This is a genomic window from Aestuariivirga sp., from assembly GCF_044239095.1.
GTDB lineage: Bacteria > Pseudomonadota > Alphaproteobacteria > Rhizobiales > Aestuariivirgaceae > Aestuariivirga.
In genome coordinates this window covers 1-12,183 of record NZ_JBIICB010000117.1, presented here as the reverse complement: position 1 = coordinate 12,183, position 12,183 = coordinate 1, and the positions used below count along the sequence as shown (strand labels likewise).

At 67.1% G+C, this 12,183-nt stretch carries 10 protein-coding genes; 5 read left to right on the top strand and 5 right to left on the bottom strand.

The genetic code is table 11. The features are described from left to right. The first annotated feature begins 65 nt into the window (after positions 1 to 65). The 4 genes from ACILRA_RS11995 to scpA all read left to right on the top strand — a co-directional run bounded on the left by ACILRA_RS11995 (position 66) and on the right by scpA (position 7,034). Positions 66 to 2,432, top strand: coding sequence for an ABC transporter permease (locus ACILRA_RS11995; protein ID WP_395662334.1), 2,367 nt, complete (start codon positions 66 to 68; stop codon positions 2,430 to 2,432). Position 2,433: 1 nt separating this feature from the next. Beyond that, positions 2,434 to 3,618 carry an efflux RND transporter periplasmic adaptor subunit gene (locus ACILRA_RS11990; protein ID WP_395662333.1) on the top strand — a complete coding sequence of 395 codons (1,185 nt, stop codon included), beginning with the start codon at positions 2,434 to 2,436 and terminating at the stop codon, positions 3,616 to 3,618. Positions 3,619 to 3,687: 69 nt separating this feature from the next. Then, positions 3,688 to 4,887: a methylmalonyl-CoA mutase family protein gene (locus ACILRA_RS11985; RefSeq protein WP_395662332.1), complete on the top strand. Its 1,200-nt coding sequence runs from the start codon at positions 3,688 to 3,690 to the stop codon at positions 4,885 to 4,887. Beyond that, positions 4,884 to 7,034, top strand: a complete 2,151-nt coding sequence (scpA, locus tag ACILRA_RS11980) for a methylmalonyl-CoA mutase (RefSeq protein ID WP_395662331.1) — start codon at positions 4,884 to 4,886, stop codon at positions 7,032 to 7,034. The genes ACILRA_RS11985 and scpA overlap by 4 nt, the downstream gene beginning before the upstream one ends. A 9-nt stretch (positions 7,035 to 7,043) precedes the next feature. On the opposite strand, the gene ACILRA_RS11975 is transcribed toward scpA, so the two are convergent. Next, on the bottom strand, positions 7,044 to 8,021 hold the full coding sequence (locus ACILRA_RS11975) for an asparaginase (RefSeq protein ID WP_395662330.1): 978 nt from the start codon (positions 8,019 to 8,021) through the stop codon (positions 7,044 to 7,046). Beyond that, positions 8,018 to 9,238, bottom strand: a complete 1,221-nt coding sequence (locus ACILRA_RS11970; RefSeq protein WP_395662329.1) for an MFS transporter — start codon at positions 9,236 to 9,238, stop codon at positions 8,018 to 8,020. The genes ACILRA_RS11975 and ACILRA_RS11970 overlap by 4 nt, the downstream gene beginning before the upstream one ends. Positions 9,239 to 9,355: 117 nt before the next feature. On the opposite strand from ACILRA_RS11970, the gene ACILRA_RS11965 reads away from it, so the two are divergent. Continuing rightward, positions 9,356 to 10,093, top strand: a complete 738-nt coding sequence (locus ACILRA_RS11965; RefSeq protein WP_395662328.1) for a type 1 glutamine amidotransferase — start codon at positions 9,356 to 9,358, stop codon at positions 10,091 to 10,093. Here the strand turns inward: ACILRA_RS11965 and ACILRA_RS11960 are convergent, their stop codons facing one another. Genes ACILRA_RS11960 through ACILRA_RS11950 form a run of 3 tightly spaced genes read right to left on the bottom strand, consistent with a single transcriptional unit; the run spans position 10,094 to position 12,094 of the window. Beyond that, entirely contained in the window at positions 10,094 to 10,678 is a 585-nt protein-coding gene (locus tag ACILRA_RS11960; RefSeq protein ID WP_395662327.1) for an amino acid synthesis family protein, read from the bottom strand. Then, positions 10,675 to 11,259: an amino acid synthesis family protein gene (locus ACILRA_RS11955; RefSeq protein ID WP_395662326.1), complete on the bottom strand. Its 585-nt coding sequence runs from the start codon at positions 11,257 to 11,259 to the stop codon at positions 10,675 to 10,677. Before ACILRA_RS11955 ends, ACILRA_RS11960 begins: the two co-directional genes overlap by 4 nt. Beyond that, positions 11,204 to 12,094 carry a UPF0280 family protein gene (locus ACILRA_RS11950; RefSeq protein ID WP_395662325.1) on the bottom strand — a complete coding sequence of 297 codons (891 nt, stop codon included), beginning with the start codon at positions 12,092 to 12,094 and terminating at the stop codon, positions 11,204 to 11,206. Before ACILRA_RS11950 ends, ACILRA_RS11955 begins: the two co-directional genes overlap by 56 nt. Between the last annotated feature and the right edge of the window lie 89 nt (positions 12,095 to 12,183).

Below are 12,183 nucleotides of genomic sequence, written 5' to 3'. Positions count from 1 at the left end.
GCCAATGGCGCCATCGCGTCTGAACAGCGCAACACGAGCCGCAAGCAGCCCTCCGAGGTGAGCTGGTGATCCGCGTGCTCGACATCAAGCTTCTGCGCGACCTCAAGCGGCTGTGGCCGCAGGCGCTGGCCATCGCACTCGTCATGGCGGCGGGTGTGGCAACGCTGATCCTCGGCGTGGGTGCGCATGATTCGCTCGAGACGACACGCGCGCGCCATTACGAATCGAACCGCTTCGCCGACGTCTTCGCCGGCCTCACCCGCGCACCCAATGCGCTGAAACCGGAGATCGCCGCCATTGACGGCGTCTCGGCGGTTGAAACCCGGATCGAGGAGATCGCCCTGGCTGATCTTCCCGGCATGGCGGAGCCTGCCTCCGTGAGGCTCGTCTCGCTGCCGGACTACCGCGAGCAATCGCTGAACCGCATCTACCTCCGCTCTGGCAGGCTGCCTGACCCGGAGACGGGGACCGAGGCGGTGGCAAGCGTAGGTTTCGCGCGCGCCCATGGCCTGACCGAGGGCGGCACCATTCGTGTGCTGATCAATGGCCAGCAGCGTGACCTGCGCATCACCGGCACGGCACTGTCGCCCGAATTCGTCTATGCGCTGGGGCCTGGCGCGCTGATGCCGGACGAGCGGCGCTTCGGCATCCTCTACATGCCGGAAAAGGTGCTGGCCGCCGCCTATAACCTCGACGGCGCGTTCAACTCAGTCTCACTCCGGCTGGTGCGGGGGAGTAACGCTGAGAATGTGATCGCCAGCCTCGACCGCATGCTGGACCGCTATGGCGGGCTTGGCGCCTACACGCGCAAGGACCAGCTGTCGCATGCCTTCCTCGACGCGGAGCTGCAGCAGCTGCGCGCCATGAGCCGCATCCTGCCGCCGATCTTCCTTCTCGTCTCGGCCTTCCTCGTGAACATGACGCTGTCCCGGCTCATCGCGCTGGAGCGCGAGCAGATCGGCTTGCTGAAGGCCATGGGCTATTCCTCGCTCGCGGTGGTGAGGCATTATGCGGGCTTCGTGACGCTGATCGCGCTTGCCGGAATCATCATCGGCGTGGTGGCGGGCACCTGGCTCGGCACGGGGATGACCAGGCTCTATGCCAAGTTCTTCAGCTTTCCCTTCCTGGTGTTTTCGCGAAATCCCGCCGTTTATGGCATCGCCGTGGGCGCTACCTATGCGGCGGCGCTGCTGGGTGCGGTGAAGGCGGTGCGCGAGGTGGCGTGGCTGTCGCCCGCGGTTGCCATGTCGCCGCCTGCCCCGCAGCGCTACCGCAAGGTGCTGGGGGGGCTGGTCGACCTCTCCCGCTTCGTGCGGCAGTCGAGCGTCATCGTCATGCGGCACCTGACGCACTGGCCGCTGCGCACGCTGAGCGGCATTTTAGGTATGGCGCTGGCGGTGGCAATTCTGGTGGGCTCGCTCTGGTCCTTCGGCTCGATCGACCACATGATCGACGTGACCTTCCGCAAGAGCGACCGGCAGGACGCATCGATCACCTTCACCGAATTGAAGCCCATGAGCGCACTGTTCGAGGCGCAAAGGCTTCCCGGCGTCATTCAGGCAGAGCCCTTCCGCGCGCTTGCGGTGAAGCTGCGCCATGGGCCGGTGGAGCGGCGCGTCTCGCTCACCGGCAAGACGGATGGGGCGGAACTCTCCCGCGTGCTCGACGGTCAGTTGCGGCCCGTGGTGCTGCCCCGCGAGGGGCTGGTGATCTCAGACGCGCTGGCGCGGGTGCTGAAACTCCGCATCGGCGATGAGGTCGAGGTGCAGATCCTCGAAGGGCGGCGGCAGACGGTGATGCAGCCGGTCTCCGCCATCATCACCGGCTTCATCGGGCTGACCGCCTACATGAACCTCGATGCGATGAACCGCATGCTGAAAGAGGGCGACGTGATCTCGGGCGTCTACCTCGGCCTCGACATGGCAAAGCGCGATGAACTCTTTGCCGTGCTGAAGGCTACGCCCGCCGCGAGCTTCATCGCGCTCCAATATGCCGCACTCCAGAAGTTCCGCGAGACGCTGGCGCAGAACGTCACCATCATGATCACGGTCTATGCCGTGCTGGCGGGCATTATCGCATTCGGCGTCGTCTACAACTTCGCGCGCATCTCGCTGTCCGAGCAGGGGCGCGAGATGGCGAGCCTCCGGGTGCTGGGCTTCACCAAGGGCGAGGTCTCGGCCCTTCTCTTGGGCGAACTCGCGGTCGTGGTGATCCTCGCACAGCCTTTGGGCTGGCTCATCGGCTACAGCTTTGCCTTGCTGATGGCGGAGGGCTTCCGCACTGAGCTCTACCGCGTGCCGCTCGTCGTCAACCGGGAGGTCTTCGCCTGGGCGAGCCTCGTGGTGTTTGGCGCTGCAGCGGTCTCCGGCCTCGTGGTGCGCCGGAGGATCGACCGCCTTGACATGATCGAAGTTCTGAAGACAAGGGAATGACATGCTGCGGCGGCTGACAACACTCGCACTTCTGCTCCCCGTCGCGGCGGGGCTCGCCTGGGCCTTCTGGCCGCGGCCGCTCGCGGTGGAGACCGCCACGATTGCGCTGCGCGACATCAGCGTTGCTGTCGAGGAGGAGGGAAAAAGCCGCATCCGAGAGATGTTCACCGTTTCCGCACCCATCACCGGCCAGGTGCTGCGCATCGACCTTCACCCCGGAGACGCGGTGGTGCAGGACGAGACGGTGGTCGTGTCGCTCCGGCCGGCAGCGCCGGGGCTGCTGGATGCGCGCCTGAAGCGGGTGGCGGAAGCCGCGGCGGCCTCCGCGCGCGCCAGCGTCGGGCTGGCGGCGGCGGAGGTGAAGCAGGCAGAGGCGCAACTCACCTTCATCCGGACCGAACTCGACCGCGCCGAGCGCCTGTCACGCCAGGGCACCATTTCCGACCGCGCCCTCGACAAGGCGCGGCTCGACGTTTCGACCGCGGCAGCGGCACTCGACAGCGCCAGGGCTTCACTCGACGTGCGCCAGAAGGAGCTGGAGCGGGCAGAGGCCGCGCTGATCGAAAACGGATCAAGCGAGGGCTCCTGCTGCACGGAGATCAGGGCGCCCGTCACCGGCCGCATCCTGCGCGTGCTGACCGAGAGCGAGCAAGTGGTGCCGGCAGGCACGCCGCTGATGGAGATCGGCGACCCCGGCGACGTCGAGATCGTGGTGGACGTGCTCTCGCGCGATGCGGTGGAGATCAGACCGGGCGCGAAAGCCCTGATCGACAATTGGGGCGGGCCGCCGCTGCCCGCCACGGTGCAGCGCGTCGAACCATCCGCGGTGACGAAGATCTCCGCCCTGGGCATTGAGGAGCAGCGGGTGGCGGTCGTGCTGGATCTCAACGGAACGGAAGGCCAGGACGCATTGGGCGACGGTTTCCGTGTTGTGGCGCGGATCACCGTCTGGGAGGGCAAGAACCTCGTGGCGGTGCCCGTGGCGGCACTGTTCCGCCAGGGCGGCGACTGGGCTGTCTATGTGGTGGCCGATGGCCGGGCCGAACTGCGCCTCGTGGAACTTGGCCGCCGCAACGGCGCGCTCGCCGAAGTGAAGGCGGGGCTTGCCGCGGGAGACATGGTGGTTCTCCACCCTTCCGACCAGATGGCGGATGGCGTGGCGGTGGCGCCCGGCGCGGCGGATTAGACAAAGGGCGGTTTGCGGCAGCGTGCGGTTCTCGCTAGACGTCTTGCATACAGAAAAGACTGGGTAAGCATGAGTGACCTGACACTGGCGGCAGAATTTCCGGACCTTGGCCGGGCGGGCTGGATGAAGCGGGTGGAGGCGGTGCTGAAGGGCGCATCCTTCGAGGAAAAACTCGTGCGTAGCACCGCGGATGGCATCAGGCTCGAGCCCCTTTACGGCCAGCAGGCGGGCCCTCGCGCCCAGCGCCCGCGCCAGGCGCCGTGGACGCTGTTCCAGCGGGTGGACCACCCGGACGCCGTGCGCGCCAATGACATCGCCCTCGATGACCTTGCAAATGGCGCGACGGGCCTTGTGCTGGTCACGCGCGAGGCGGCAACGGCGCGCGGCTTCGGCATCGACAAGGCGCGGCTCGCCCGCGTTTTGCAGGGCGTGCATCTTCACGCCATTGCCCTCAAGATCGAGGGCGGCGCATCGCTGGCGCTCGCGGACCTGATCGCGGCGCAGCCCATCGACCCGGAACGCCTCGACGTGTCCTTCGCACTCACCGGCCCGGCGGAGGCGGCAGAACTGGCGCGGCTGGGCTATGCCGGGCCCTACATGGAAGCCGATGGCCGCACCTGGCACGAAGCGGGTGCAACAGAGGCCGAAGAGCTTGGTGCAACCCTTGCCACGGCGGTGGCGACACTCCGCGCGCTCAAGGGCTTGAACGACGTGCATCTCTCCCGCGCGGTCAGCGTGACGCTAGCCGCCACGCAGGACATGTTCGCAACGCTTGCCAAGTTCCGCGCCATGCGGCTGATGTGGCGCAGGGTGCTGCAGGCCGCCGGATTGCCCGATGCGCCGCTGAAGCTGCATGCGGAAACCTCCTGGCGGATGATGGCCACGCGCGACCCGCACACCAACATCCTGCGCGCCACGTCAGCCGTGTTTGGCGCTGGCTTGGGCGGGGCTGACTCGATCACCGTCCTGCCCTTCTCGCTGGCGCAAGGCCTGCCCAATGCGTTCTCCCGCAGGGTGGCGCGCAATGTGCAGACGGTGCTGGCGGAGGAATCGAACCTCTGGCGCGTGGCCGACCCGGCATCGGGCGCGGGCTTTATCGAAACCTATACGCATTCCTTGTGCGAGAAGGCATGGCGCATATTCCAGAATGCCGAGGCGGGAGACTGGCCGGCCCCGCGCGCGGACTCTTCCGCGAGCCTGCCGGTGATCGGCACCACGGCCTACCCCCTGAAGGCGGAATACGCACCCGAGACGGAGGCCCTGTCATGAGCCGCATCCCGAACTTCTCCACGATCGCCTTCGCGCCATCATCCGTGGACGGAAGTCCAGGCCATGAGTGGCTGACGCCCGAGGGCCTGCCCGTCAAAAGCGCCTATGGCCCGGAGGACATGGCGGGCATCGACTTCCTCGATACATGGCCCGGCATCGCGCCCTTCCTGCGCGGGCCCTACCCCACCATGTACACGACGCAACCCTGGACGATCCGGCAATATGCGGGCTTCTCCACGGCGGAGGATTCCAACGCCTTCTACCGCCGCAACCTGGCGGCGGGGCAGATGGGGCTGTCCATCGCCTTCGATCTTGCCACCCACCGCGGCTATGACTCCGACCACCCGCGCGTGGCGGGCGACGTCGGCATGGCGGGTGTGGCCATCGATTCGATCTATGACATGCGCACGCTGTTCGACGGCATCCCGCTCGACCAGATGACGGTGTCGATGACCATGAATGGCGCCGTGCTGCCCGTCATGGCGCTCTACATCGTGGCGGGCGAGGAACAGGGTGTTCCGCCAGAGAAGCTGGCAGGCACCATCCAGAACGACATCCTCAAGGAGTTCATGGTCCGCAACACCTTCATCTATCCGCCGCAGGCGTCGATGAAGATCGTGTCCGACATCTTCCGCTTCACGTCCGAGCGGATGCCGAAGTTCAACTCGATCTCGATTTCCGGCTACCACATGCAGGAAGCGGGCGCGACGGCGGACCTCGAGCTTGCCTATACGCTGGCCGACGGCCTCGAATATGCGCGTGCTGGCGTGGAGGCGGGCCTGCCCATCGACAAGTTCGCGCCCAGGCTCTCCTTCTTCTGGGCCATCGGCATGAACTTCTTCATGGAAGTCGCCAAGATGCGCGCGGCGCGCATGATCTGGGCCAGGCTCATCAAGCGTTTCGACCCGAAGGACGAGCGCTCGCTCAGCCTGCGCACCCATTGCCAGACGAGCGGCTGGAGTCTTGCCGCGCAGGACGTGTTCAACAATGTGACGCGCACCTGCATCGAGGCGATGGCGGCAACCCAGGGCGGCACGCAATCGCTGCACACCAATTCGCTGGATGAGGCGCTGGCGCTGCCCACCGATTTCTCCGCCCGCATCGCGCGCAACACGCAGCTCTTACTGCAGCAGGAGGCAGGCGCCTGCAACGTGATCGACCCGTGGGGCGGCAGCTATTTCGTGGAGCGCCTGACGGCAGACCTTGCGCAGAAGGCATGGGCCCATATCGAGGAGGTCGAGGCCATGGGCGGCATGGCCAAGGCCATCGAGGCCGGCATCCCCAAGGCCCGCATCGAGGAGGCAGCGGCCCGCACCCAGGCGCGCATCGATTCCGGCGAGCAGGCGGTGATCGGCGTCAACAAGTACCAGGCCGCGGGCGATGCCAAGATCGACATCCTGAAGGTCGACAATTCCGCCGTGCGCGCCCGCCAGATCGAGAAGCTGCAGAGGCTCCGCGCCGAGCGCAACGAGGCGGAGGCGCAGGGCCTTCTGGCGAAGCTCACGGAAGTGGCGCGCTCGGGCCAGGGCAACCTGCTCGCCGCCGCCGTCGATGCGGCGCGCGCCAAGGCGACGGTGGGCGAAATCTCGCTGGCGCTCGAGAAAGTGTTCAACCGCCACACGCCGGTGACCCGCGCGGTGAAGGGCGTCTATGCGGCAACGCCGAAGGACCAGCACAGGATCGAGCGGGTGCGCCACGCGGCAGCCGCCTTCCGCGAGGCGGATGGCCGCGCGCCGACACTGCTCGTTGCCAAGGTCGGCCAGGATGGCCATGACCGCGGCCAGAAGGTGATCGCCTCCGCCTTCACCGACATGGGCTTTGACGTAACGATCGGCCCGCTCTTCGCAACCCCGGAAGAGGTGGCGAAAATGGCGGTCGCGGAAAAGGTGCATGCGGTGGGCGTCTCGACGCTGACGGCGGGCCATCTCACCCTCGTGCCGCTGCTGAAGGCGGCGCTCGATGGGTTAGGCCGCTCCGACATCATGGTGGTGGTGGGCGGCGTCATCCCGCCGGAGGATGTGCAGACGCTTCTCGACATGGGCGCGGCCGCCGTCTTCCCGCCCGGCACCGTGATCCCCGATGCGGCGCTCGCCCTGCTCGACCGTCTGAACCTCAGGCTCGGCTATGCACAGCGCGCGGCGGAGTGAGCGGCCCGTTCACAGTCTCCAGCCCCGCACCTCGCCCACCTCGCGCCTGCGCCAGTTGAGGAGCGGGTGGTGGCGGAAGCCATCCAGTGTCGACTTCTCCTCTGCTGTCCAGACATCGAGCCCGGCCAGGACTGAGGCGATGGCAACCTCCGCGGCACGCGCGGCACCGTCGTCGCATTTGAGGGCAATCCCGAGGCCGGCGTGGGGAATGCAGGCGCAATAGACGCCCTCGGCCCCGGTCTTCACGAAGACGCGCGGCACGGCTTGCATGATGAGCGTGTCGAAATCGCCTGAGCCCGCCACCATGAAGGGGTGAGCGCGCACCGCCGCGATGATGCGCCGGGCTGCCGCGAAATCCGGGTTGGCGAAACGGGCGAAGCCAAGGGCGAGGTTGCGGAGTGGCATGGCCCAGGTGGGCACGGAGCAGCCGTCCGTGCCGCAGGGCTGCGCATCGAGATCCACGTCGCAGAGCGCACCCATGGTGGTGGCGATCTGGCGCTGCACGGGGTGATCAGGGTTTACATAGCCATGGGGATCGGCACCGAGCTGGCGGGCCAGGGCCAGCATGCCGGCATGCTTGCCGGAACAATTGTTGTGCAGTTGTGCCGGATCACCCCCCGCGCGGATGAGTGCGACCCGCGAGGCCTCATGATAGGGCCAGTGCGCGCCGCATTCGTAAGAACTCTCCGCATTGCCGGCCTTGGCCAGCATGGAGCGCGCCACGCGCAGGTGATCAGGCTCACCATTGTGCGAGGCACAGCAGAGCGCGATCTCCTCGTCCGTGAAGCCGAAACGGTCTGCTGCACCGCTCTCGACCACGGGCAGGCACTGGAAGGCCTTGACGGCCGATCGCGGATAGACCGCCGCAGCGATGGCGCCTTCAGCCGACACGACGTGGCCCGTGGCATCCAGCACCGCAAAGGCGCCGCGGTGGCGGCTTTCGACGATGCCGCCGCGGGTGATTTCAGCGATCACGGGATTGGTCATGTGGTGTTCCTGTGCGGTGCGGCGGCGAGGTACCAGGCCAGCGCGAGGAGCTGCGCGATAAGGAACAGCCCCAGCGCCCAACTGTAGCCTTCCGGGCTGTAGCCCGTTCCGGTGGCCGGGAACAGCCCGATCACGATGCCCACCAGATATTGCGCGGCGAAGGCCACGACGAACATCGAGAAGTTGATCGTGGCATTGGCGCGGCCCGCCAGCTCACGCCCGATCCGCGCGGCGAACCATGGAAAGGCCAGTACGGCGACCTGCCCGAAGGCTGCGACCGCCAGCCAGGCCGGGAACATCAGGCCATCAACCTGGAACACGATGAGAGTCTGCGCCAGCAGGTAGAGCACGATGAAACCAAGCATCACCTGCATCGGCCCGATGCCCCGGCGGCCCAGCCTGTCGGCGATGAGGCCCACCGAGAAGATGCCCACCATGAAGGCCACCGCCATATAGAGCAGGTGGCGGCCCACCTCCTCCCGCGTCAGGCCCATCACGTCGCGCAGCCAGGGGCCGGCCCACAGGGTCTGCACGCCGATCTGCACGCCGGAGGTGAGGCCCAAGAGCGGCGCCAGCCGCCAGAACAGCGGCGTCCTGAGGATGGCAAGCATCTCCGCGAACTGCTGCCCCAGCGGCGCCGGCTCGCCCACCGTGTCCTTGGCGGGGGCCACCGCGAGGATGAAAACTGCCGCCAGCATGATCAGCCCGGCGAAGATCACGAAGGCATTGCGCCAGCCAATCAGCGCGACGAGATATTGCGTGGGCTCCGTCGCCACCACGAGGCCCAGCGCTCCAAACGACATGATCGCCGTGTTGGCGAGCGAGCGGCGCTCGACCGGGACCCATGTGGCGGACGACTTGTAGCTCGCCATCAGGCCTGCCGAGAAGCCGAGGCCGATCATGGCGCGCGCGGCGAAGAGGCCGAGGAAATCGCCCGCGAAGGCGAAGGCGAGGCAGCCCAGCGCGGCGATGCTCAGAAGACCCGCCTGCACCTTGCGCGGCCCATAGCGGTCCAGCAGCACGCCGAGCGGCAGCTGGAACAGCGCGAAGGCGCCGAGATAGGCCGCCGTGAGCAATCCCAGTTCGGCTGGCGAGAGGCTCAGGTCGCTCACCAGGTCCGGGGCCACGACCGCATTCACCGCGCGCAGCAGGTAGGACATGAAGTAACCCGCGGCAAATGGCAGGAGCGCGGTGAGGAGGATTCGCGGAAGTGTCATGACTGCAACAGTTTCTTCGCAATTCCTGCATAAGGCAATGCTGCAGCAAATTCGGACTTGTGAATCACGCACAAGGGCTTATGTGCGCGCACTCGAAGATTCCCTGAGGGACATGCCATGATCAGACGCGCGCTGGCCTTCCAGCACATGGACGACGAACCGCCCGGCCTGTTCGGCAGCTTCCTCGCCGAGGAGGGAGCCGAGCTCGACGTCGTGATGCTGCACAGGGGGGAAGCGATCCCGTCGCTTGCCCCCTATGATTTCCTGCTCGTCATGGGCGGCGCCATGGATGTTTGGGAGACCACCCAGTACCCCTGGCTGCAAGACGAGATCGCGGCAGTGCGCGAGTGGACGTGGACACGCAACCGGCCCTTCATGGGCGTGTGCCTCGGGCTGCAGCTACTGGCCAAGGCACTGGGCGGCGAGGTGGGACTGGCCAGGGCGCCGGAGGTTGGCTTCGGCACGGTGGACCTCAACGCGCTGGGCCTCGGCCACCCGATGATGCGGGGGCTTTCGCCCTCCTTCAAGGTCATGCAGTGGCATCATGCCGAGGTGACGAGGGTTCCGGCGGGTGCTGAGGTTCTCGCCTCCTCGCAGGTGAGCCCGGTGCAGATCATGTCCGTCGGCCAGGACATTCTGGCCACGCAGTTCCATGGCGAGCTGACCCCGGCCCTGATCGAGCGCTGGGCGCATATCCCGCAGTATCTCGAATGGCTCGAGCAGGCCATGGGCCCCAAGGCCTATGACCGGGTCAAGGCACAATCAAAGCCGCAGATGCCGAAGATCGAGCGCATGGGCCGGATCATGTTCCGGAACCTCATCGCCAACCGCAGGAGCGCCAGGACGGCGGCGTGATCAGCGCAATCCGTCCTCGCCCTTGATTTCCGAAACCTTGAGGCCGCCGACACGCGGCAAAGGCCGGCCGCCTGTCGTCACGGCCACGGCGACCATGATCTCATTGGCACGCGGCGCATCGGTGATGCGCACTTCCATGCCGTCGAAATGGCTCCGGACGAAGGCCGCGTCCTTGTGGCCCAGTGGGATGTCGAGGACGACACCCAGGCCGCCGCGCTTCTTGGAAGACGGAATGAGGGCCGCGCCCTTGCCCAGCACCTTGCGGAAGGGTTGGCCGAGCTTGGGGTGGAGGATCGCCGCGGCATGCTCGAGTTCGCCGTTCTCGCCCACGGCGGCGGCCTTGCCATAGCTTTCGACCTGATCACCCGGAATGCCGAGTGCGGCGACTGCGCGCGCCGCCAGTAACCCGCCCAGCTCCTCGCCCAGCTCGATCAATTCCGAGAGGTCTTCCTGGTAGGTGCCTGCGAAGGGATTGGCGATGACGGCGATGGCGGCGGCGCGGCGGATGGCAGGCGAGACCTCACGGCCCTGCTCGCTCAGCGTTTCATCGACCACGGTCATGATCTTGCGGATTCTGGCCTTCATCTCAGCCCATCCTCGCCCTTGACGTCAGCCACCGCGAGGCCGCCGGCACGGGCATGCACGCGCGGACCCGTGGTCATCACCAGGGCCACCACCATCTCATCGGCCTTCGGCGCGTCCGGCACGCCAGCCTCGATCGAATCGAAATGGCTGCGGACGTAGGAGGCGTTGATGTGGGTGACGGGAATGTCGAGCCTGGTGCCGGGGCCGCCCAGCTTCTTGGTGGAGGGCACGATGGCCTTGGCACCGCCCAGCACCTCGCGCATCGAATAGCCGCCGGGCGCATGCCACAGTGCTGCGTGCTCGACTTCCCCCGCCGCGCCGACGATCGCGCCCTTGCCATAGCCCTCGATGGATTGAGGGTCACCCCCCAGCGCATCGAGCAGCTTGCGGGCCATCGCCAGGCCGAGCGGCTTCAGGTCTTCCATGAAGGGCTGGATGTTCTCGTGGAAGGCCCCGGCATAGGGGTTCTCAATCACCGCGAGGACTGCGCCGCGGCGCTGTGGGATTTTAGCGGGCGGGCCGCCCTCATGATGGATCTCCTCCACCGAGACGAGGAATTTCCTCACCTTCACGTCCGGCATCAACCCTCCCAAAACCTGTGCCCACGATGCGGGTCTCGCCCGCAAGATGAAGCGCCGCGGCGGTGATGCGCCCCTCGCCCACCAGCCTTTGCGCCAAGGCTACACCAGCATCAAGTGCGGCGGCAATTTCATTCGGGGCCAGCGCGCCCACGGCGCGGGTGACGGGCCTTTCGCCAAGGTCATTCTCAGGCTGGATCGCCTGCGCGGGAACACGCGTCACCGCCGGATGGCCCGGCAGGTCCACCGCATTGGCGATGACGGTTGCCGCCGCATCAGCAATTGACGCGCGCTCCGCGAGCACGGTGACAGCATCGGCAATGCCGAGCGAGAAGGAGCGGCCGCGCCAGCCGCTGGTGGCGATGCCACGCACGCAATCGGCGGCGGCGATGCGCGCGGACGCAAACAGCGAGGGCCGGTCCGGCCGGTTCACCAAGCCAACGTCATAGGATGTGCCGGGCGCGAGGTGGAGCGCGATGTCGCCGCCATTGTTGACGAAGGCGCGGGAGAGCGTTGCGGCGGCGGTCATCGCGTCCAGCACCTCCTCCGCCACGGAGCCTGCGACGGCGGCCATCGGCGTGATGAAGCCGAGGTCCGCGAGACGCCGTGCCGCGCGCCACATGCGGCAGGCGGTGGGGCCGCGAGGCTCCAGACCCACCGGCTGACGGAGCAGCGGTAACTCGGCGGCGAGTTCATCCAGCACAGTTGCGAAGCGGGACTGGGCAGCGGCGAAGGCCTCCTCCCGTTCGCCCTCGGCAGCGATGATCAGGTCGATGGGTCCGTCATGAAGGTGGAGCCTCCGGCCATCGGGAAGCATCCGCGCTTCCATGCGGCTCATGGTGCAGCGCGTGCCTTGATGGCGGCCAGCACCCTGTCCGGCGTCGCGGGCGTGCGCGTGAGGCGGGCTCCGCAGGCGTGGTGGATGGC

Excerpts from the sequence above, each read along its gene's own strand:
- ACILRA_RS11990 (WP_395662333.1), top strand. The coding sequence starts at position 2,434 with ATGCTGCGGCGGCTGACAACACTCGCACTTCTGCTCCCCGTCGCGGCG.
- ACILRA_RS11985 (WP_395662332.1), top strand. The coding sequence starts at position 3,688 with ATGAGTGACCTGACACTGGCGGCAGAATTTCCGGACCTTGGCCGGGCG.
- scpA (WP_395662331.1), top strand. The coding sequence starts at position 4,884 with ATGAGCCGCATCCCGAACTTCTCCACGATCGCCTTCGCGCCATCATCC.
- ACILRA_RS11975 (WP_395662330.1), bottom strand. The coding sequence starts at position 8,021 with ATGACCAATCCCGTGATCGCTGAAATCACCCGCGGCGGCATCGTCGAA.
- ACILRA_RS11970 (WP_395662329.1), bottom strand. The coding sequence starts at position 9,238 with ATGACACTTCCGCGAATCCTCCTCACCGCGCTCCTGCCATTTGCCGCG.
- ACILRA_RS11965 (WP_395662328.1), top strand. The coding sequence starts at position 9,356 with ATGATCAGACGCGCGCTGGCCTTCCAGCACATGGACGACGAACCGCCC.
- ACILRA_RS11960 (WP_395662327.1), bottom strand. The coding sequence starts at position 10,678 with ATGAAGGCCAGAATCCGCAAGATCATGACCGTGGTCGATGAAACGCTG.
- ACILRA_RS11955 (WP_395662326.1), bottom strand. The coding sequence starts at position 11,259 with ATGCCGGACGTGAAGGTGAGGAAATTCCTCGTCTCGGTGGAGGAGATC.
- ACILRA_RS11950 (WP_395662325.1), bottom strand. The coding sequence starts at position 12,094 with ATGAGCCGCATGGAAGCGCGGATGCTTCCCGATGGCCGGAGGCTCCAC.